The sequence below is a fragment of the Oceanobacillus senegalensis genome (assembly GCF_900176885.1).
Lineage (GTDB): Bacteria > Bacillota > Bacilli > Bacillales > Amphibacillaceae > Oceanobacillus > Oceanobacillus senegalensis.
This window is the reverse complement of record NZ_LT839648.1, coordinates 1,450,964-1,472,354: the sequence shown is the minus strand read 5'-3', so window position 1 is coordinate 1,472,354 and position 21,391 is coordinate 1,450,964. Positions and strand designations below refer to the sequence as shown.

At 38.0% G+C, this 21,391-nt stretch carries 17 protein-coding genes and 1 riboswitch; of the genes, 16 read left to right on the top strand and 1 reads right to left on the bottom strand.

Going from position 1 to position 21,391, the window contains the following annotated elements; all coding sequences use genetic code 11:
• Positions 1-133: 133 nt before the first annotated feature.
• The gene (locus CAO17_RS07075) at positions 134-595 is read right to left on the bottom strand and encodes a hypothetical protein (protein WP_085992139.1); all 462 of its coding nucleotides are present in this window, start codon (positions 593-595) and stop codon (positions 134-136) included.
• Between the two features lie 216 nt (positions 596-811).
• Here CAO17_RS07075 and CAO17_RS07070 point away from each other — a divergent pair, with 216 nt between their 5' ends.
• From CAO17_RS07070 to CAO17_RS06995, 16 genes are all read left to right on the top strand, one after another.
• A complete protein-coding gene (locus tag CAO17_RS07070; protein WP_143833731.1) occupies positions 812-3,412 on the top strand; it encodes an ATP-dependent Clp protease ATP-binding subunit in 2,601 nt (866 codons plus the stop codon).
• 422 nt (positions 3,413-3,834) lie between these two features.
• On the top strand, positions 3,835-5,175 hold the full coding sequence (gene lpdA, locus CAO17_RS07065; protein WP_085992137.1) for a dihydrolipoyl dehydrogenase: 1,341 nt from the start codon (positions 3,835-3,837) through the stop codon (positions 5,173-5,175).
• 155 nt (positions 5,176-5,330) lie between these two features.
• Complete coding sequence (locus tag CAO17_RS07060) at positions 5,331-6,266, top strand: thiamine pyrophosphate-dependent dehydrogenase E1 component subunit alpha (RefSeq protein WP_245831928.1); 936 nt, start codon at positions 5,331-5,333, stop codon at positions 6,264-6,266.
• 30 nt (positions 6,267-6,296) lie between these two features.
• Complete coding sequence (locus tag CAO17_RS07055) at positions 6,297-7,328, top strand: alpha-ketoacid dehydrogenase subunit beta (protein WP_085992136.1); 1,032 nt, start codon at positions 6,297-6,299, stop codon at positions 7,326-7,328.
• Between the two features lie 16 nt (positions 7,329-7,344).
• The gene (locus CAO17_RS07050) at positions 7,345-8,592 is read left to right on the top strand and encodes a dihydrolipoamide acetyltransferase family protein (RefSeq protein ID WP_085992135.1); all 1,248 of its coding nucleotides are present in this window, start codon (positions 7,345-7,347) and stop codon (positions 8,590-8,592) included.
• 320 nt (positions 8,593-8,912) lie between these two features.
• The gene (locus tag CAO17_RS21330) at positions 8,913-9,911 is read left to right on the top strand and encodes a VOC family protein (RefSeq protein ID WP_218775537.1); all 999 of its coding nucleotides are present in this window, start codon (positions 8,913-8,915) and stop codon (positions 9,909-9,911) included.
• A 244-nt stretch (positions 9,912-10,155) separates the two neighbouring features.
• Positions 10,156-10,350 carry a hypothetical protein gene (locus CAO17_RS07040; RefSeq protein ID WP_085992134.1) on the top strand — a complete coding sequence of 65 codons (195 nt, stop codon included), beginning with the start codon at positions 10,156-10,158 and terminating at the stop codon, positions 10,348-10,350.
• A gap of 285 nt (positions 10,351-10,635) precedes the next feature.
• Positions 10,636-12,915, top strand: coding sequence for an ATP-binding cassette domain-containing protein (locus CAO17_RS07035; RefSeq protein ID WP_085992133.1), 2,280 nt, complete (start codon positions 10,636-10,638; stop codon positions 12,913-12,915).
• Positions 12,899-13,600 (top strand): DUF429 domain-containing protein, encoded by a 702-nt coding sequence (locus CAO17_RS07030; RefSeq protein WP_245831783.1) that lies wholly within the window; start codon positions 12,899-12,901, stop codon positions 13,598-13,600. Before CAO17_RS07035 ends, CAO17_RS07030 begins: the two co-directional genes overlap by 17 nt.
• Before the next feature lie 130 nt (positions 13,601-13,730).
• A riboswitch (PreQ1 riboswitch) is annotated at positions 13,731-13,777 on the top strand.
• Between the two features lie 549 nt (positions 13,778-14,326).
• Complete coding sequence (gene queD / locus CAO17_RS07025) at positions 14,327-14,761, top strand: 6-carboxytetrahydropterin synthase QueD (protein WP_085992131.1); 435 nt, start codon at positions 14,327-14,329, stop codon at positions 14,759-14,761.
• Positions 14,758-15,483 carry a 7-carboxy-7-deazaguanine synthase QueE gene (gene queE, locus CAO17_RS07020; protein WP_085992130.1) on the top strand — a complete coding sequence of 242 codons (726 nt, stop codon included), beginning with the start codon at positions 14,758-14,760 and terminating at the stop codon, positions 15,481-15,483. The genes queD and queE overlap by 4 nt, the downstream gene beginning before the upstream one ends.
• 296 nt (positions 15,484-15,779) lie before the next feature.
• The gene (locus tag CAO17_RS07015) at positions 15,780-16,796 is read left to right on the top strand and encodes a LacI family DNA-binding transcriptional regulator (RefSeq protein WP_085992129.1); all 1,017 of its coding nucleotides are present in this window, start codon (positions 15,780-15,782) and stop codon (positions 16,794-16,796) included.
• A gap of 482 nt (positions 16,797-17,278) precedes the next feature.
• Complete coding sequence (locus CAO17_RS07010) at positions 17,279-18,040, top strand: MBL fold metallo-hydrolase (protein ID WP_085992128.1); 762 nt, start codon at positions 17,279-17,281, stop codon at positions 18,038-18,040.
• A gap of 308 nt (positions 18,041-18,348) precedes the next feature.
• Positions 18,349-19,158, top strand: a complete 810-nt coding sequence (locus tag CAO17_RS07005; protein ID WP_179151902.1) for an SDR family NAD(P)-dependent oxidoreductase — start codon at positions 18,349-18,351, stop codon at positions 19,156-19,158.
• A gap of 75 nt (positions 19,159-19,233) precedes the next feature.
• Entirely contained in the window at positions 19,234-20,058 is an 825-nt protein-coding gene (locus CAO17_RS07000; RefSeq protein WP_143833729.1) for a BtpA/SgcQ family protein, read from the top strand.
• 111 nt (positions 20,059-20,169) lie between these two features.
• Positions 20,170-21,141 (top strand): nucleoside hydrolase, encoded by a 972-nt coding sequence (locus CAO17_RS06995; RefSeq protein ID WP_085992126.1) that lies wholly within the window; start codon positions 20,170-20,172, stop codon positions 21,139-21,141.
• Positions 21,142-21,391: the final 250 nt, after the last annotated feature.

Below are 21,391 nucleotides of genomic sequence, written 5' to 3'. Positions count from 1 at the left end.
TCCCGTGACTCTGTTTTCCTAAACGTAAAGAACAAAATATAGTAACGTCCATGTAAAAAGGGAGTATATCAGTTGATTTACTCCCTTTAATTTGTCTACTAATCCTAATAACCCTTCGTGAAACATGTATTCGTTACAGTGAGCCTAAGCTTTCTTTCAGTTCATCTATACTATCTAAAGTTGTCTGTATCCATTCTTTCATTTTTTTAATGTCAGGTTCTTCCTTTTTAGCTTCAGCAATAAGTGGATAGAGGGTTTCCTCAATTTTGATATATTGGTCTGGAAATTTTTCTTCTACTTTCTTTTCAATACGGTCCCAATCTTCCTCGAGCGTTTTTCCCGATTCGTTGATTGTATTTACGTCGTCAGTGTTTTCTATATCAGAATCCAATTGCTTCAGTGAGGTAATCACCGTATTGACACCAGATGTTAAATCACTATCTTCTCCTTCGACAACGGCAACATTCACTTCAGAGGTCTCCTTACTATCTTGTTTTGTGGCATTCGCGTTTTCATCGTTATCCGATTCGCCACCACAACCTGCTAAAATTAAGCCAATCACTAGGAAAAGGCTGAGGGAGTAAATAGACTTCATGTCAACGCCTCCTTTCTATACATGGAATTTATTTACATCATCCCCTTAATACCTTGAATTTAAACAGGCCTCCGAAAATCAGATATTCTTTAAATGAAGAAATCAGATTGATTTAGTTGGTGCTTTGTTGGTGAAACCATACTCCGCACTGAACAAAATTTAAAGTTTTGTTATAATAATCATAATTAACTGTATTCTGAAAAAGGAATGATTAATGTGGCAAATGATCAAACTCTAGCAGTAAAAGAGGCGTTACTAGAGGCAAAAAAAATTGCAGAGAAAAATAAAAATTATCAATTAGATATCCCGCATGTTTGGTCTGCTTTATTACACCCCGAACATTTTGCATATGAATTTTATGAGAGTTTAGGTATTGATATGAATGAGTTTATTCAACTTGTAAATAAAGAAGTTGAAAAAATTTCTACAATATCCGGTACAGATATCGCCTATGCTGAAAAGCAAAGCCAACGATTAAGAAAATTAATTAACAATGCTAATAAGGAATCTGAACGTTTACGTGATCGTTATGTTACAGTAGAACACTTCATTATCGCGCTTTTGGAGCAGGAATTTAATCCTATTACTTCTTTTCTAAATGAAAAGAAACTGGATAAAGAAGTCATTTATAAAAAACTGAATAAGATTCGTAAAGGTAAAAAAGCAATTTCACAAAATCAAGAAATGGTTTATGATTCACTGAACAGGTATGCTGTTAATTTAAATCAACGATATAAGGATGGGAAAATGGATCATGTAGTTGGTAGGGACAGCGAGATACAAGATATTATTCGTATTTTGACACGCAAAAATAAAAACAATGCAATTCTTATTGGGAGTTCTGGTGTTGGAAAATCTGCCATCGTTGAAGGATTGGTTCAAAAAATAGTGGATGGTGATGTACCAAAAATGCTGGAAGATAAACGAGTATACAATTTAGACATGAGCTCTTTAGTATCTGGGTCCAAATACCGAGGTGAATTTGAAGAAAAACTAAAAGCAGTATTGAATGAAGTACGTGATTCTAACAATCGAGTTATTTTGTTTATTGATGAAATCCATACCATAGTAGGTGCAGGTAAAACGGAAGGTTCGATGGATGCTGGGAATATTCTTAAACCTATGCTAGCCCGAGGTGAACTTCGTTGCATTGGTGCTACAACTCAAGATGAATACCGTGAAAATATTGAAAAAGACAAGGCGTTAGAAAGAAGGTTTCAACGTGTTATGGTAAATGAACCATCCATCAAGGATACAATGGAAATTCTAAAAGGAATAAAACAAAGCTATGAACTATTCCATGAAACGACCATTACAGAAGAAGCGATGGAATCTGCTGTAAAACTTTCAAAACGTTATATAACAGATAGATTCTTGCCAGATAAGGCGATTGATCTAATGGATGAAGCGAGTGCCGTAAAACACATTACATTAAATGAAGTTCCTAAAGCAATTCAGAACATTAAGGATGAAATAGTACAGTTAAAAATAAAATCATACGAGCTAGAAATGAATTCTGATGATTCAAATGAAGAAATGTCAACCATTCATCGATACCTAACAGAATTAGAAAATGAAAGAGAAGTGATGGAACAACAATGGAAAGAAGAGCTTAACATTTTAGATGCCATTCAAGAGGAAAAACAAAATTTGGGAAGATTGAAAAGGTCATATGAAATGGCTTTAAGGGAAAATGATGTTGAGAGGATTGTTCAATTATCTCATATAAACATTCCTGAAGTGGAGAATAAAATACGCGTCTTAAACGAACAGAGATTATCTGTAACGAATTCGGAAACCTATGTAAATAAAGTTGTCACGGAAGAGGATATTGCAAACGTAGTAGAGAGACTAACCGGAATTAAAATAAGTGGCATCATGGAAAAGGAAAGAGAAAAGCTTTTACATCTAGAAGAGGAACTACGTGAACATATTGTCGGTCAAGATGAAGCCGTTTCCAAAGTATCCGAAGCTGTCCTGCGATCAAGAGCAGGAATCGGAAATCCAAACAAACCTACTGGATCTTTCTTATTTCTTGGTCCAACAGGTGTTGGAAAAACACAGCTTGCCAAAAGCTTAGCCAAGGTTTTATTTGGTAGTGAGTTAGATATGGTAAGACTTGATATGTCGGAATACATGGAAAAGCATGCAGTAGCTAGACTGGTTGGACCACCGCCAGGGTATGTCGGCTATGATGAAGGCGGTCAATTAACGGAAGCAGTAAGACATCGATTGCATTCCATTGTAGTTCTCGATGAAATTGAAAAGGCCCATCCAGATGTGTTTCATCTGCTCCTACAAGTGTTAGATGAGGGGAGACTTACAGATTCTCAAGGAAGGACTGTTGACTTTAAAAATACCATATTCATTATGACGAGTAACCTGGGTTCCTCATTGTTATTGGATTCCATAGAACAAAATGGGGAAATCTCTTCTGATGTAAAAAATAATGTAACGCAAGAACTACGCGGTCATTTTAAGCCTGAATTTTTAAATAGAATCGATGAAATCCTAATATTTAACCCATTATTAAAAGAACAAATGTATCCAATAATAGAGTTAATGATCCATGAGTTAAATCGTCGTATAGCGGACAAAAAAATGAAAATTGTAGTAGATTCAGAAGTGATACAATGGATTGCAGAAAATGGATATGATCCTATCTATGGTGCAAGGCCGTTACAACGATTCATTACGCAAGAGTTAGAAACACCATTAGCCAGAGATATCATTTCAAATAAGATAAAGAAGAATGTTGCTATTCATGTTAAGTTGCATAATGACAAACCTATTTTTGAATATGAAATGAATCAATAATCAATCTACAAAAGAGGCCGGGACAAAAGTGTTTATATCAATGTGAAACCCGAACATGGTCGTCCATATAATCCGCTACGGAAATACACTACGCTTTCCGCTGCCGCTGCTGAGCCTACTTCGAGCTATCGCTCTTCGTAGTCTCACCTAGGCTTTTCTTGCCGCAGGAGTCTCCGTGTATTTCCTTCGCTAGTAAGATACAATGTTCGAATTTGGGCTAAACACTTCTAAACACTTTAGTTATGTCTCAGACTCTTTGCTTTTAATAAATTAGATTCATTTTATATTTATTAAAAGATTATGAACAGTGTTGCTTTTTAATAGAATATTCGCTACAATTAAATCGGAAGATGTGAAAACGCTTCCAGACAACTCCTCTAGGGATTTTATTATAACTAATAAGAATTAGGTGAGGTGATTGCTTGGCAAACTTTGATATTTTAATTATTGGAGCAGGACCAGGAGGATATGTAGCCGCAGAAGAAGCTGCCAAATTAGGTAATTCAGTAGCAGTAATTGAAAAAAATGCTGTTGGAGGATGTTGTCTCAATGTTGGATGTATTCCATCCAAAACATACTTGCAATATAGTCATTGGTTATCATCAGTAGAATTAGCTAACAAGAGCGGTTTGACTGTAACAGTAGAAGATATTGATTTTCCATCTATTGTTCAAAGAAAAAATAGAGTAGTTTCTACGTTACAAAGTGGTATCCTTACTACTTTTAAAAACAAAGGAATTCAAGTTATTGAAGGAGAAGCGAAGTACGTAAATAAAAATACGTTTGAAGTAAATGGTAAAGAATATTATGGAAAAAATATACTCCTTGCTACTGGAGGGTATCCATTTGTTCCAGATATTCCTGGTTTAAATAGAGTGAATTATTTGACAACAGATACCTTTTTTGACATGGACGAACTACCTGAAAAGATTGTAACCATTGGAGGGGGAGTTATTGCTGTTGAGTTAGCTTTTGCGCTTAAAAAGTTTGGTGTAGAAGTAACAATTATAGAGGTTGCTCCAGATATTCTATTAACGATTGATCATGATGCTCGAAATACGATTAAGAATAAGTTAAAAAATATCGGCATAGATATAGTGACAAATGCTAGTATTCAAGAAGTGAAGGATCAAAAGGTTATGCTTTCTGATAGTAAGGAGGTTGAATTTGATAGATTACTAGTCGCTACAGGTAGACGCCAAAACCTTGAAATACCTAAAGCAATGGGCTTGCAATTAGATAGAAAACAACAATTTGTCGTAGTAGATGAATACTATGAAACAAGTGAAAAGGACGTATATGCTATTGGTGATTTAATTGGCGGGTATACTCTAGCACATGCTGCTAGTGCTGAGGGGGTAAAAGCGGTACGAGCCATGAGTGGTAAAAAAGAAAAGCCGGTTAACCCCAATAGCATCCCCAGACCACTGTTCACGGAACCAGAAGTTTCGGAATTTGGTATGAGTGAAGAAGAAGCCAGAAGTGCAGGGTATGATGTCATGGTTGAACAAATGCCATTTTCATTTAATGGACGTGCCATCGCATCCACTGAAACAGAAGGTTTTGTAAAGATCATAACCGAAACGAGATACCGTGAAATATTAGGAGGGGTTATTGTAGGCTCACATGCGGCAGATTTATTACATCAAATCTTGGCAGTATATGAATCGGAAGGTACTGTTGATGAATTAGCTAATACTGTATTTGCTCATCCTACCATATCCGAGTTAATCCAAGATACTGCTAAAAATATAATAGATTAATATATTTAGGAGGAATAAATATGATGGAAAAAGCAAAAGGAATGCCGAAATCAGCACCTAATGTTGAAACGTTATTCAAAGAACTGGTAGATTTAGAGGTTCGTACATCAACAGATACAGCTGTAAAAGATTTAACAAAAGATAAATCCAAAGATATGTATAAGAACATGGAAGATATACGGAATTTTGAAGAGAGTGCGAAACGATATTTTGCTGCCGGTGAAATCCCTGGATTTGTTCACTTATATGCTGGTGAAGAAGCGATTGCAACTGGTGTTTGTGCTCACCTATCCGATGATGACTATATTACAAGTACACACCGAGGCCATGGGCATTGCGTGGCAAAGGGCGGAAATCTAAAAGGAATGATGGCGGAGATTTTCGGAAAAGCTACGGGACTTGGTAAAGGGAAAGGCGGTTCCATGCACATTGCTGATATCGATAAAGGTATTCTCGGAGCAAACGGAATGGTTGGTGGCGGTTTTGGTATAGCAACTGGTGCCGCGATGAGAAATAAATATAAGAAAAATGGCAAAGTAGTCGTTTGTTTCTTTGGTGATGGTGCAGCTAACGAAGGAATATTCCATGAGTGTTTAAATATGGCATCTATTTGGAACTTGCCCATTGTTTTTGTTAATGAAAATAATTTTTATGCTGAAGCAACACCTCAATGGTATTCTTCTAGTTCTCAAACTATTGCAGAAAGAGCTGTAGCATACAACATGCCTGGGGTTCGTGTTAATGGTAAAGATATCGTTGCCGTTTATGAAACAGCTGGGGAAGCGATTGAACGCGCTCGTAAAGGAGAAGGCCCGACTTTAATAGAATGCGTGACTTATAGAAATTATGGTCATTTTGAAGGGGATGAACAAAAATATAAAGCATCTTCTGGTGAAGAAAAAGAATGGGCAGATGTTGATCCACTTGATGTATTCAGAGACTACGTTATTGAAAGCGATTTATTAACAGAAGAGGAATTAGATGATTTAAGAGAAGAATCAAAAAGAGACGTTGAAGAAGCAGTTAAATACGCGAAAGAAAGTCCAGAGCCACAACCTGAAGCGTTACATGAAGATGTTTTTGCTGACTAAATATCCAATTTTTGAAAGGGGTAGAAATTTATGGGTAGAGAAAAATTATTTATGAATGCAATCAATGAAGCGCTTGATCAAGCAATGGAAAAAGATGAAGATGTTATTTTACTTGGGGAAGATATTGTAGGTGGAGCTGATGTTAAACATTTAGAGGAAGAAAATGTGGATGCATGGGGCGGAACCATGGGAATAACGAAAGGTCTTATGCCTAAATATGGTCATGAACGTGTAATAGATACCCCGATTTCTGAGATGGGGTATATGGGTGCAGCTGTCGGAATGGCGGTAACCGGTTTACGTCCTATTCCAGAATTAATGTTTAATGATTTTATTGGTTTTGCATTTGATTCCATTCTTGGACAAGGTTCTAAAATGCGCTATATGTTTGGTGGGAAGGCTAAAATTCCAATGACTGTTCGAACCATGCACGGTGCTGGTGCAAATGCTGCGGCTCAACACTCCGGTTCCTATTATGGAATATTTGGCTCCATTCCAGGGGTTAAAGTGGTCGTTCCTGCAACCCCATACGATGCCAAAGGACTACTCTTATCATCTATAGAAGACGACAATTTGGTCATTTTTTCTGAAGACAAAACATTGTATGGCACAAAAGGGGAAGTTCCTGAAGATTACTATACTATTCCTATAGGTGAAGCAGATGTCAAACGTGAAGGGGAAGACCTGACAATCGTTACGATTGGGAAAATGCTATTTGTCGGTTTAGAAGTAGCTGAGACTTTAGAGAAAGATAACGTATCCGTTGAAGTCATTGATCTAAGAACCGTTGCTCCATGGGATCAAAAAACGGTCATTGAATCGGTTAAGAAAACGGGAAGATTAATCGTTATTGATGAAGCGAATCCACATAATAATACGGCTACAGATATTGCTTCGGTGGTATCTGACAAAGCATTTGATTACTTAGATGGTCCTATTAAATGTGTCTGTGCTCCAAATACACCAGTACCTTTTGCTACTAGTCTTGAAAAACTATATATACCAGATGCGGATAAAGTCTTAAAAGAGGCTGCAGAAATCATTGATGATTTAAAAGCTTAATAGGGGAGGTTAAATGATGGCTACAGAAATTGTAATGCCTAAATTAGGTCTAACCATGACAGAAGGCACAGTTGAACATTGGTTTGTTAAAGAAGGGGATCAAGTTGAACAAGGTGATCCAATTGTTGAAATCAGTTCTGAGAAATTAACAAGTGAAGTAGAAGCACCTCAATCTGGAACGATTATTAAGATAGCTTCCCAAGAAGGAGATGTAATTCCTAGTAAGGAAGTGATGGCATACATCGGTGAAAAGGGAGAAACAATTGATTCAACTGTAGAAACAGAAGATAAATCAGTGAAAGAAAAGGGTAGCAACCATAATCAGGAAAGTGTGGAAGCAGTGTCTTCCGTTCAGAGAAATAAACAAACAAAAACAAATGATGGTGAACGTATTTTTATCACACCGGTTGCTCGGAAAATGGCTGAAGAACAAGGTATTGACATCCGCGATGTAAATGGGACAGGTGGAAACGGAAGAATTACACGGTTAGATATTCAACGATATCAACCAACAGAAAAAACAGTATCACAACAACCTGCAGCTCCAACTGCGAATACCACTTCTGAAATGGAATATGGGGCTGGGCTGAAAGGAATGCGTAAAACTATCGCTGAGCGTATGATGCGAAGTGTTCAAACAACTGCTCAAGTGACAAATCAGCGAAAAGTAGATATTACAGAACTGATGAAATTCAGAACGGAAATGAAAGAAAAAGTGAAGCAACCCCTGGATAATGGGGAATTGAGTATTAATACATTACTTACTAGAGCTGTAATTTTATCATTATCAGATACTCCTGAGATGAATGCCTGGTACTATAACGGGGAGTATATTCAAGTAGATGAGATTCATATCGGTATGGCTACTGCTATTGATGAAGGTCTTGTTGTTCCTGTTATAAAAGATGCGCATCAAATGTCCCTATCACAACTCGGTCCAGCTATTAAAAAAGTAACATCGGAGGCGAGAAAAGGAACGTTAAATGGTAGTTTATATACGGGATCCACGTTCTCTATTACAAACTTAGGCGGTTATGAAATAGAATACTTTACACCGATTATTAATACGCCTGAGGTTGGAATTTTAGGAGTTGGAGCATTACAAAAAGAACTAGAATTAAATGACAATGGAGAAGTTGTAGAAAAACGAAAACTTCCATTAAGCTTATCATACGACCATCAAATCATTGATGGTGCCCCTGCAGCAGAATTCTTAAGTAAAATTGCTAATTACCTACAAGATCCTTATCGATTACTGATTTAATAGATGATTTTTATAAAAATCAGATAGACATAAATAGATCTATCGTATATCACCTGAAGAAAGCTTGGAATGCTGTAAAAGGTAATAGAAGAAGTGCAGGGCAGATGAAGAAAATCTTGAAGTAGAACTAGACCAAATATCCGTGACATGTAGCGTTTGCTAGAAGAGAATCGTAATGACCCAAACCTGTGCTTCGGCGATAGATTAAAAAAGATAATGGGAAGAAACGCCTTATTATATTCAAAAGGTTAAGTTTAAGGATTGAATATTGGAGACCTAAGAAATTCACAAACTCTCAAAATTAATAAGGAGGAAATAATTTGAAACCATTATTTACCGGAGTACTCCAGGTTGGGGTTGTAGTAAAAGATGTGAATGAGACTTTAAAAACATATGCCGACAAATACGGAATTGGACCATGGAAAGTATATGAATTTAACAAGGATACTGTTGCAGATATGAGTATTGGCGGCAAACGGGTGGATTATGCCATGCGCTTAGCTCTTGCAGATGTTGGAGATGTCCAATGGGAGCTAATTGAACCACTGGATGATTACAGTGATTATGCCAGGTTTTTAATAGAGCATGGTGAAGGTATCCATCATGTGGCATTGGATACCGAATCCTATTCTAGTGCACTTGAATTTTGTCAGAATAATGAAATAGGCCCGATGCAATATGGCTATTGGGGACGAAATTTTCGCTACGACTATAGAGATACTAGTAATGATTTAAAATGTATTGTTGAACTATATGGGCCAGACCCAGACTTCGAGTGGCCGGAGCCTCTTTTTGTATATCCGGAAGAGTCAAGGGTAAGTAAACCAGCATTTACAAATGTCCTCCAGGTTGGAGTCGTAGTAAAAGATATAAATAAGACGTTAAAAACATATGCCGACAAATACGGAATTGGACCATGGAAAGTATATGAATTTAACAAAGATACTGTTGCAGATATGAGTATTGATGGTAAACGAGTGGATTATGCCATGCGTTTAGCCCTTGCTGACATTGGAGGTGTCCAATGGGAGTTAATTGAACCATTGGATGATTACAGTGATTATACTGGGTTTTTAAGAGAACATGGTGAAGGTATTCATCATGTGGCATTGGATACCGAATCCTATTCGAGTGCACTTGAATTCTGTCGGAAAAATGGAATAAACCAAATACAATATGGTTACTGGGGACGGAATTTCCGCTATGATTATAGGGATACCAGAGCTGATTTAAAGTGTATTGTTGAACTGTATGGTCCAGATCCAGATTTTGATTGGCCAGAGCCTTTACTTGTTTATCCTGAAGAAAAAACGGAGTAAATTCGTTGTCTATTCGGTCATCGGACGCTCAAAGTCATTAGACCATCACCCTATAGAACTAAAATACATTTTAAATATATCTATCTATTAATTTTTTAAACAACAGACGCCTATCCTAATGGTAGGTGTCTTAATTTTTGAAAAAATATTTGAATTCGGTTCCTTATTTTGAAATAATTAGTTTAAGTTATTAACGCAGGTTGTTTCGATAAAAGAAGAACTATAGGCTAAGGAGGTAATGATGATGGAGGAGTTTGAGCTTAGCTTTAAAAATAAATATGTAAGAATGTGGATCATTTGGGTGCTACCTGTTATCTTCCTTTCTACCCCACTCCTTTTTCTTGTTCCGACGAAGTACGAGTGGGTCGTTACTTTTATTCCTATCACTGCTGTCCTTATCTTTTATAGCTGGTACAAGTGGGATAAGAGGGGAAGATAAACGGTACCTATTTATTGACTGTTTTCTAATAGATTGTTTTTTTACGCAATGTGTATTTGGTATATCAAGTGGGTGTTTCTTTCATTCTGCGTAATCATTTCCTAACATTCGATTTTTATAACATCATCCTTCACCTACAACATAAAAAACACTTTAATTATAAACGTGTACTTTTCTTATGCCTAATCATTATGTTAAATGATGGAAAAGGATATAATAGTGCTAGTCTTATCCAGCAAGTATCAAGGGCACTTTCGTAATAGTAAAACCAGAAGGGATGATAAAGTGTCAGAGATTAAGGATGAAATCATCTTAAGAGGATTGAAGGAAAATAATTTAAAAGATATCGATTTAAACATACCAAAAGAAAAAATCATTGTATTTACTGGTCTTTCAGGTTCGGGAAAAAGTTCGGTAGCTTTTGATACCTTAGCAACTGAAAGCAGAAGGCAAATGACGTTGAACTATCCACACTATGTCCGGTATCAAATGCCAAGGTATGAAAGGCCACACGCTGATTTGATGCAACATTTAAGCCCGGTCGTTGTCGTCGAGCAAAAACCTGTGGGAGGCAATTCTCGCTCAACCGTTGGTACCTATATGGATATTCATCCAATGATTCGACTTCTGTTTTCCCGAATAGGGAATCCACCAGTTGGCTCTGCTACTGAATTTTCGAGCCAGAGCTCATTTGGTCGCTGTCCGGAATGTGGTGGATTTGGGGAGGTTATTGCGCCAGATTTACATAAAATGATTGATTTTGATAGGTCACTACGGGAATATGCGGTGAGATTTAAGCCATTATCGCCTTCAGGGTGGCAAGGAAGGTGGATGATGACATGCGGATTATTCGATCCAGATCAACCGATAAAGGACTATTCCGAAGAAAAGCGTCATCTGCTATTATATGGTCCCAAAGAAGGGGAAACAGTCTATGCGCCGTTTCATACTAAGCATGGACCGCAACAGCATGAGTGGGATGGGCTATTGCCTCGATTTACGCGTCTCTATATCCATCGAGATGTTTCGAAGCTAAAGCAGGTCTCACAGGATGATGTTTTAGCCGTATCCAGCCATACCCTATGCCCAACCTGTCAAGGGTCAGGTCTAAACCCCAAGGTATTAGAATGTCGAATCAATGGTTACAATATCGCGGAATACGATCAATTAGAGTTAACGGAATTACTAGAGGAGCTAGAGAAGATTAAGGACCCGATGGGGGAAGCAATCGCCCAACAAACCATCCCACACATCAACCGACTAGTAGAGATGGGATTAGGGTATTTGAGCCTTTCCAGAAAAATGGGTACCTTGTCTAGTGGTGAAGCGCAACGGGTCAAAATCGCTCATCATTTAGGAAGTAGTTTAAATAACATCACTTATATTTTCGATGAACCAAGTGCAGGACTCCATCCAGAGGAAGTAACTATGCTAATCGATATGCTAAAAAGTCTGAAAAACCAGCATAATACCGTAATTGTGATTGAACATAATCTATCCGTCATACGAGAAGCGGATGAAATCATTGAGATGGGACCGGGAGCAGGAGTACATGGAGGAGAAGTAGTCTATCAGGGGAAATTAGAAGGATTAAAAACCTCCAATGCCGCCACAAGCCTAAACCACAAGCTAAAACTAAACAACCATCCAAGAGAGATGACTAGTTATTTTTCACTAGAAGGAGTAAGTAACCATAATTTAAAAAATATCAGCATAGCTATTCCTAAAAATGTCTTTGTCACCATTTGCGGAGTATCTGGATCAGGTAAAAGCTCTCTCATGTTGCAAGCATTCAAGGAAAGGTACCCAGAAACAATCCAGGTAGGACAAGGTAGTATAGGGAGATCAAGCCGTTCGACACTGGCTACCTATATGGGAATTATGGATGATATTCGTGCTCTATTTGCAAAAGAAACAGGACAATCAGCCGGCTTATTTAGCTTTAATTCTTTAGGAGCATGTCCTGTCTGCAAAGGGAAAGGAATCATAAAGCCAGACGTAGCCTTTGCAGATCCAGTAACCATCCCCTGTGAAACATGTGGTGGTACGAGATATTCAGAGAAAGCACTGTCCTATCGTTATCAGGATAAAAATATAGTAGAGATTCTAGATTTAACGATAGAGGAAGCAAATACGTATTTTAGCATGCCAAAAATGATAAAAAGAGTGAATACGCTAAAGGAAGTGGGACTAGGATATCTCACTTTAGGACAGACAACAAGCTCGCTAAGTGGCGGAGAAATCCAGCGCTTAAAGCTGGCGAGTCACTTAAAAAGGGAAGGACAAATCTATCTACTTGATGAGCCATCCTTAGGGCTGCACACGAACGATTATGGAAAACTCTTAGACGTATTTCAGAAGCTTGTAAACAAAGGGAACTCGGTTATTATTATTGAACATAATTTAGATTTTATCGCGGCGAGCGATTGGGTCATTGAATTAGGCCCAGGTGGAGGAAAAAAAGGCGGAAATATTATATTTGAAGGCACACCAGAAGATATGTTAACTGCAAAAACTCCGACAGCGAAATGGTTAAAACACGGCGTTCATGCAGATTTTATTTAGGTATACATACAGAAAGAAGGATTCGATGCGCGTTATAGGAATAGATTTATCAGGTCCTAGTAACCATAAGGATACGGTACTTACCGTGTTTGAAGTTGAAGATAGACAATTGAAATTTGTAAAATACAGAAGTTCTATGAGTGATGAAGAAATCTTAAATGAGGTTACCACCCAATCACATTTAGATGAAGTCGTCATCGGTATCGACGCTCCTTTGTCCTATGAGGATGGTGGAGGGGACAGGGAATCGGATCGTGCATTAAGAAAGTTTATAGTTAAAATCGGGATGAAATCAGGATCCATCATGCCTCCTACATTAAATCGAATGGTTTACTTAACATTAAGAGGAATCAAGCTTACTAGAGAAATCGCAGCACAATCATTCCCACAACCTATATCCATCGTGGAGGTGCATCCTGGTGGGGTGATTGGTTCAAGGTTGTCATCAAGTGAAATGGATTATGTACGAACCTATAAACAAGACTTAGAAGTGCGAAAGGTTCTTCTCCAATGGCTAGAGCAACAAAATCTTATCGGGATTCCAGAAGCTGTTGCAAAACAAAGCCATTCGATGGATGCCTGTGCAGCAGCCTTGGGTGCCTGGCACTGGAAAGATAAACGATTTACACCAAAATGGAAATTCCCTGCTAATCCGCCTCTACATCCGTATGAGTTTTGTTGTTAATGAAGGTGATTGGAATAAATTAATATGATACACATATGAAGTATTCCTGTAATTGCAATTTTAAATTTTTTGTATTCTCCATGAAACTTGTGCAGGATGAAGCATTATGTTACGGTTAATGTAATATTATATGGAAGAGGTTCGAAATTCCATCCCTCTATAAAAAACTAAGGAGACGAAACAACACCTTACTTAGTGTTGTTTATTTTTTTGGCTGTTATCTAACAAATTGACATGCATATGATGGTACATTAATACCGCTACGGAAATACACTACGCTTTCCGTGGGCGCTGCTGAGCCTGCTCCGAGCTAACGCTCTCCATAGTCTCACCTAGGCTTTTCATCCCACAGGAGTCTCCATGTATTTCCTCCGCTGCTTAGTGCTCTAATTATTTTAATATCCACTTTTGTTATGGGTGATAGAGCGGAAGGTAGTCACCTCCTACGGCTAAAGCACATGTCTGAAGACCCGCAGGACAAGGAAAGCTTCGACAGCGTTTTCGCACGCAGAAAATGTTTTTCTTTTTAAAGGAAGTGAATTTTTCTGAGTAGATTGAATTCGTTTCTAAGGCCCGTAATTACCCGGAGCAGAAATCAATGTTCGCACAAATTAAGTTACTGTGCATAATCCTTCGATTGTGACAAAAACAATAAGATATACGAAACAGCCATTTTTTTGAGTGTAGAGAACCTCGCAATATATTAATATTGGGGAGGAATATATTATGATGCAGCAAATTTACCCTACTGTTACGCATCCTTTCGAATATGAGATAAATAAGGATTTCCATTTCGCAGCAGCTCATTATATCCCACATGAGGATGCAGGAAAATGTCAGGTAACACATGGGCACACTTACTTTACGAATATAACAATTGCTGGTGATAAATTAGATCATACAGGGTTTTTAGTAAATTTTAAGAAAATCAAAGATTTAATTCATAAGCGCTTTGATCACGGATTATTAAATGATGACGACAAATTCTCAAATGAGAATGCCGAATTTTTCCCAACTAGTGAGGTATTAGCCAGAACTATCTATGAACTCGTGCAGGAATATTTGGATTCATTACCTAATAACCCTAAATGTTTACAAGTTTTTCTACGTGAAACACCAACGAGTTATTGTATTTACAGACCAAAGGAGTTAAAAGCATGAAAAAGATTCCTGTACTTGAAATATTTGGCCCAACCATTCAAGGGGAAGGGATGGTTATCGGTCAGAAAACCATGTTTGTAAGAACAGCAGGGTGTGATTATTCTTGTTCATGGTGTGATTCAAAATTCACTTGGGATGGATCAGAAAAAAAGGCAATTCAAATGATGACGGCTGAAGAAATATATGAATCCCTAAAGGAAAAAGGCGGTAGGACGTTTTCTCATGTAACTATTTCTGGAGGAAACCCAGCTCTTTTACCTCAAATGGATAGTTTAATAGATATATTGCATAAAAATCAGATTAAGGTAGCACTTGAAACACAGGGAAGTAGATGGCAATCTTGGTTTACAGAAATTGACGACTTAACCATTTCACCTAAACCCCCTAGTTCCTTAATGAAAACAAACTATGAGATTCTCGACCGTATAATAGAATTATTAACGCAGGATCAAAAGGGAAAATTTAGTTTAAAAGTTGTTATTTTTGATGATGCAGATTTAGAATATGCAGTAGAGATTCATACGAGATACCCAGACGTACCACTTTATCTTCAAGTTGGTAATGATGATTTGGAAACAGAAGATCAATCGGAATTGGTTGCCTATTTGATTTCTAAATATGAACATTTGATTAATCAAGTCATGCAAAACGAAAAATTAAAAGATGTTCGGGTATTACCACAGCTACATACTTTTGTATGGGGGAATAAAAGAGGGGTATAGTATCCATTTTTCATATTCTATTCAGTGGCTTAATAGCAAAATGAGAAGCAAAAGCCTGTTTCAGGTTATTGCTTCTTTTTTTATCTCTTCATAGTATGTCCTAATTAAATTTTTAGTATAATAGTCACAAACAGGCATTATAGAAAAATAGGGATTGGTAGAATTTTTATTTCTAATACCGTTAAGAAACATGAATACTCATCAAGATAGACCTGTAAAGGCAGGATATCTATGAATGTTGAAGAATTATAAAATGTATAATATAAGGAAACGTTTCCATAAGGAGTTGTTTTATCGTGGTAACCATAAAAGAAGTAGCTAAGGAAGCTAATGTTGCAATTTCAACCGTATCGAGAGTATTAAATAATAGTGGATATACAAGCGAAAAAACAAGAGAAAAAGTTCTTCAAGCAGTAAAAAAACTGGATTATAAAGGGAGTCTACTTGCTGCGGCAATGACGAAGAAACAAACATTAACGCTTGGGTTAATCATACCTGACATTAAAAATATTTTTTATTCGGATCTGACCAGAGCTGTAGAAGATGAAGCGAGTAAACATGGATTTAATATCTTTTTATGTAATACGGACAATAATTTGCAAAAAGAGGCAGAGTATATCAATCTTCTAATTGCGAAAGGGGTAGATGGAATCATTTTCTCATCTCCAGAAATCGAAGCTGAAAATATAAAAGATGCGAAAGAAAAATATCCTGATCTTCCTATAGTTGTTCTGGGAAGTAAGATTTTCAACTTACATGTGCATGAAGTATTAGTTGATAATTTTGATGGTGGATATAAAGCAACGAGCCATCTAATCGATTTAGGGCATAAGGATATTGCATTTATTTCAGGGGGGAAGGAATCTTATGCATCCGTTGAAAGACATAAAGGATATGAATACGCATTGAATGAAAACGGAATTTCCATAAATGATGAATATGTTGTATTTGATAAATTTTATATGGAAAGTGGATACAAAAATGCTTTGAAATTATTACAGAAGAATAGAAGACCAACAGCAATATTTGCTGGTAGCGATAGTATTGCTGTAGGGGTTTATCGAGCGGCAAATGAGCTTAACATTAATATTCCTGAACAATTATCAGTAGTAGGTTTTGATGACTCACAATATGCGGAAATATTGTCACCTATGCTGACAACCATTCATACCCCCATTAAAGAAATGGGACAAAGGGCTATAGAAATTATTGTTAAATTAATTAAGGAAAAACAATTATATAAAGAATCATTGGTATTTTACCCAACGTTTATGGAAAGAAAATCGACTGCAGAACCCTACAGTACCGGGTGAAGGGAGTAGAAACACAGCTGTTACGGGATATCTATAAATTTGTAATCAAATATTATTTTAAAATTTTCTAAAAACACTTGAAATTAATTTTCCGGGCATGTATAATTTGAGTTGAATAAGGAAACGTTTCCACAAAAACCTCATTAGCTATAACAACTAGACTGATTATATAAAGTATTTCGCTTTTTGCTGGAGTTGTTTTAGTCCTTCTTAAAAATATAGTTGAAACATCACTTTGTTGAATGTTGATCTATCCTATAATCTACCAAGCATAGATTCAAACCGAGATAATAGACAGAAGTAAAAAATTAATATTTTCCTGGAATTTAATGATTTAACTACTTGTGAATGTAGATTAGTCAAAAATGAAACCAATTACTTAGATAAACGTGTATGCATTAATTTCTGAATAATAATAATGTTCTGGTAAAATGTGCGGCTTATTATTCTAAATCTACTACATAGATGAAAGGAGGAATCTAATGTTTGATTACAACATATTTATCCAAGGGTTTCCTGGAAAGTCCTCAACTCACGGAGGGTTAGGCTGGAGTACAGTGGCACTGCTGTCGCAGAACGATGAGAATATAATTATTGACGTCGGTAGTTTTGGTGTCCGTCCACTTCTATTAGAGAAGTTACATGACAAAGGTTTGTCACCAGATGATATAACTATGATTTTATTGACACATACGCATTGGGATCATTGTGTAAATTGGACCATGTTTCCTAACGCAACCATTGTAGTAGGGCGAGTGGATATGGAGTGGGCATTAAATGAACCAGCGGGAGGATGGCATGTACCTGAACTATATGTAAAGGAATTAAATCGTTCCCCACAAACAAAATTAGTTGATCATCTTGAGGAAGTTGTTCCTGGGATTGTTGCTCATCAAACAAAAGGCCATACACCAGGACACCTAACCTACACGGTAGATAATGGTGATTATGATTTGATATTTTGTGGTGATGCAGCAAAAAATAGAGCTGAACTTTTATCAAGCGATGCGGACATGACGTTAAATCTATCGGAAAGCCAAGGTTCCATAGATTATCTATGGAAATTGTGGAAAGAAAAGCCGGAAAATATTCTAATCCCTGGCCACGATATACCGATGAAATTGATTAATGGGAAGCCTATGTATCTCCATAAAAGAGAAGCCGATTTACAATGTTGGTTTTCTGACACACTAGAGGATTATACCACAATAGAATTGGAACAGAAATCTGTCTTCACAAAGTAGTCAAAATAGAGAACATGTTACTAAGTGTTAAAGGTGGTGGTTAAACGTTAGACAATGCACTTGTGAAATTTGCTGGCAATAGTTTTGTAAACACGAAGAAATGGTTTGAAAAGAAATTAGGAGATTATGGGATTTCTGTAAACTGAGTATTACCAATACTCAGTAATGTGAATCTAACCTTTTCAAATCTCGAACGTTAGAAGGTTAGCGTTTGAATAGATTCAGAGATTAAATGGAAATAAATGAATTGTTAACCTACTTTTTCACAAACACTTAAATAACGGTACTTAGAAGGAGTGTGAATAAAATTGGGTAATAAGGTAAAGCAACGCGTTATCGTGACCGGTGGATCAAAGGGACTTGGCCGAGGAATAGCCCTTTCTTTTGCTGAGATTGGTGCGTCGGTAGTCATCGCAGATATTGACGCGGAAGCCGGTGAGCGATGTGTGCAAGAAATCATCGAATCAGGTGGCGATGGGCTGTTTGTATATACGGATGTCTCATCAAGTGATGATGTAAAAAATCTGTTCGAGGTAGCCAACGGTTTCCAGGGTGGTATCGATGTGCTTGTTAACAATGCAGGCATAGGTCACGGCCCGCTATCGGAAAGACATTTCCTACAGACAGACTACTCCATGTGGGAAAATCTAATGAATATCCACCTTAATGGCCTATACCACTGTAGCCAAATGGCGGCAAAGGCGATGGTTCATCAAGGTGAAGGTGGAAACATTATCAATATGAGTTCTGGAGGAGCTACACGTGCACACCGAAATCGTGTCGCTTATGACGCGACAAAAGGTGCTATTGAGGCTGCTACACGAGCTATGGCACTTGATCTGGCTCCGTGGAAAATCCGAGTTAATGCTGTGATGCCTGGAGCTATGTGGGTAGAAAACCGAACTACTGTCGGGGAAGAATCCTCACCAGACGGTCTTATTCCATTGGGAAGGCTTGGAATGCCTCAAGATGTTGGTCAAGGTGTTCGCTTCTTAGCATCACCGGAAGCTTCATATATCACAGGTCACATCTTATCCATCGATGGCGGACTTACAGCACAACTAAGGGCGCCGAGTATGGATGCGGATGTGAAACTGCCTATGGATGTAATTGAATAAAGTATATGACTAATAGTCAACCATGTTAAATCCATGCTATATAAAAATGTTCTATAAAATAAGGAGGAGTTTAGTTTGACAAATTCATTAAAGAGTACTTTCGGTGTTGAAAAACCAGTATTGGGTATGGTTCATTTACAGCCTCTACCAGGCTCTCCACTGTACGATGGGAATATGGAACAGGTTTTAGAAGCCGCCATTCGTGATGCGAAAAGCTTGGAAAAGGGTGGAGCTAGTGCAGTTATGGTAGAAAATTTCAATGATTATCCGTTTTATCCTGAAACAGAGGAACCAGAAACAGTGGCAGCGATGACCATGATTGCTCATGAAATTCGCCGGGAAGTGAAGCTTCCTATGGGGATTAATATACTAAGAAATTCGTGGAAATCTGCATTAGCAGTTGCTGGAACAGTAGGAGCTGATTTTATCAGACTTAATGTTCTTACTGATGCGTACGTGACGGATCAGGGTCTCATCAACGGTACAGCGCACTTAGTAGCGAGATATCGTAAATTCCTTGGTTTAGAGAATAAGGTTAAAATTTTCGCAGACATTCAGACAAAACACGCTGCACCGTTAGCAGAACGTCCTATTGATGTTGTGGCTCGTGATGCAGCTTATCGTGGGATGGCAGACGCACTTATTCTTGCTGGAGAAGAATCGGCTCAGCCTCCATCCATTGAGAATTTAACAGCAGTTAAGCGTGCGGTACCTGATGTGCCTATTATTATTGGGAGTGGAATGAAAGTTGAGACAGCGAATCTTCTCAAACATGCAGATGGAGCAGTCTTTGGTTACGGTTCTAAAATTGATGATATCATGACGAATCCAGTAGATGAGGAGAAAACGCGTCGCTTTTGCGAAGGTGTAGACAGAGAAAGAAACCCTCAACTAGCATAACTGCACGAAGAAGTTGGTCATTTTAATAGATTCCTAGTATGGAAGGGAGTGGAGGGGGAAGTTAGCCCCTCTTCCTATCTTTACTTACTTAGAAGAGGAGGATAAGAGATTATGGTAGAACGAGTTATTATTGATACGGATCCAGGTGTTGACGATCTTGCGGCAATCTATCTTGCCATCGCATCACCGGAGTTACAAGTTGAAGCTTTAACGACGGTGTATGGGAATATCGAGGTAGATACTTCGACGCGTAACGCACTATCCTTACTTGAGCTAGCCGGAAGAACAGACATTCCTGTTTACCGAGGAGCTAGCAAACCTCTTGTGCGTCAAGCCTATTTTGCCAAGCACATTCACGGCAACAATGGTTTTGGAGGTGTCGAGGCCCCAAACCCGACGATATCAGAAGAGAAGACAAGTGCTGCGCTGGAAATAGTAAGGCGCTGTAATGAAACACCAAACGAAATAACGATTATCGCGTTAGGTCCTGTAACGAACGTAGCGCTTGCCCTCTCTATCGATCCTAGTCTTGCAGAGAAGGTGAAAAGAATTATCGTCATGGGCGGAGCTGTCCGTGTATCCGGAAACTTTTCCCCAGTGGCATCCTTCAATTTAGCTAGTGATCCGGAAGCAGCACGAATGATGTATGAGTCCGGTGTACCTATTGTTCAGGTTGGGCTTGATGTATGTACAAAAGTGCGAATTTCTAAAGAGAACCTAGACCACATTCGTGAAGCAGGTAATCGACCAGGAGCATTTCTTCTTGAAGCTGCTGAATTCCGTCGTAAAGCATACGTCAAAGTACAGCAATCTTCAGCAACAGAAACAGGTGTCTTTTTCAACGACGTACCCGCTGTAGCATACGCATTGTGGCCAGAACTATTTGACGAGCAACCAGCTTTTGTTTCCATCGAGACAAAAGGGGAATTGACAGCTGGACAAACCGTCGCAGAGTTCACAGGACAATGGGGTCATTCCGAACCCAACAGCTCCGTTCTTATGGGAGTGGACGGACAGAGCGTAGCAAAACAATTCGCCAACCGTATCGCTACATTAGAAGACACAAGATCGAAAATTAAATAAAGCATTTTTTTAGATAGCTGTTTTCGTATATATTCTTGCTAATTTGCTATGCAGTTGAGTGCTAAAATTAGTGCGTAAATACCGCTACGGAATTACACTACGCTTTCCGTGGGCGGCTGATGAGCCACCTTCGTGCTAACGCACTACGGTGTCTCACCTAGGCCTCTCGTCCCACTGGAGTCTTCGTGTATTTCCTTCGCTGGCCTTGAGCTTTCTAGCATTTGATCAATATAAATTAGTTGAATAAAGT

What these genes read in the sequence shown, in the direction of transcription:
- CAO17_RS07055 (WP_085992136.1), top strand. Translation starts at nt 6,297, where the DNA reads ATGGGTAGAGAAAAATTATTTATGAATGCAATCAATGAAGCGCTTGAT.
- CAO17_RS07030 (WP_245831783.1), top strand. Translation starts at nt 12,899, where the DNA reads ATGCAGATTTTATTTAGGTATACATACAGAAAGAAGGATTCGATGCGC.
- CAO17_RS07060 (WP_245831928.1), top strand. Translation starts at nt 5,331, where the DNA reads ATGTATAAGAACATGGAAGATATACGGAATTTTGAAGAGAGTGCGAAA.
- queD (WP_085992131.1), top strand. Translation starts at nt 14,327, where the DNA reads ATGATGCAGCAAATTTACCCTACTGTTACGCATCCTTTCGAATATGAG.
- CAO17_RS07040 (WP_085992134.1), top strand. Translation starts at nt 10,156, where the DNA reads ATGGAGGAGTTTGAGCTTAGCTTTAAAAATAAATATGTAAGAATGTGG.
- CAO17_RS07075 (WP_085992139.1), bottom strand. Translation starts at nt 595, where the DNA reads ATGAAGTCTATTTACTCCCTCAGCCTTTTCCTAGTGATTGGCTTAATT.
- CAO17_RS06995 (WP_085992126.1), top strand. Translation starts at nt 20,170, where the DNA reads ATGGTAGAACGAGTTATTATTGATACGGATCCAGGTGTTGACGATCTT.
- CAO17_RS07010 (WP_085992128.1), top strand. Translation starts at nt 17,279, where the DNA reads ATGTTTGATTACAACATATTTATCCAAGGGTTTCCTGGAAAGTCCTCA.
- CAO17_RS07050 (WP_085992135.1), top strand. Translation starts at nt 7,345, where the DNA reads ATGGCTACAGAAATTGTAATGCCTAAATTAGGTCTAACCATGACAGAA.
- queE (WP_085992130.1), top strand. Translation starts at nt 14,758, where the DNA reads ATGAAAAAGATTCCTGTACTTGAAATATTTGGCCCAACCATTCAAGGG.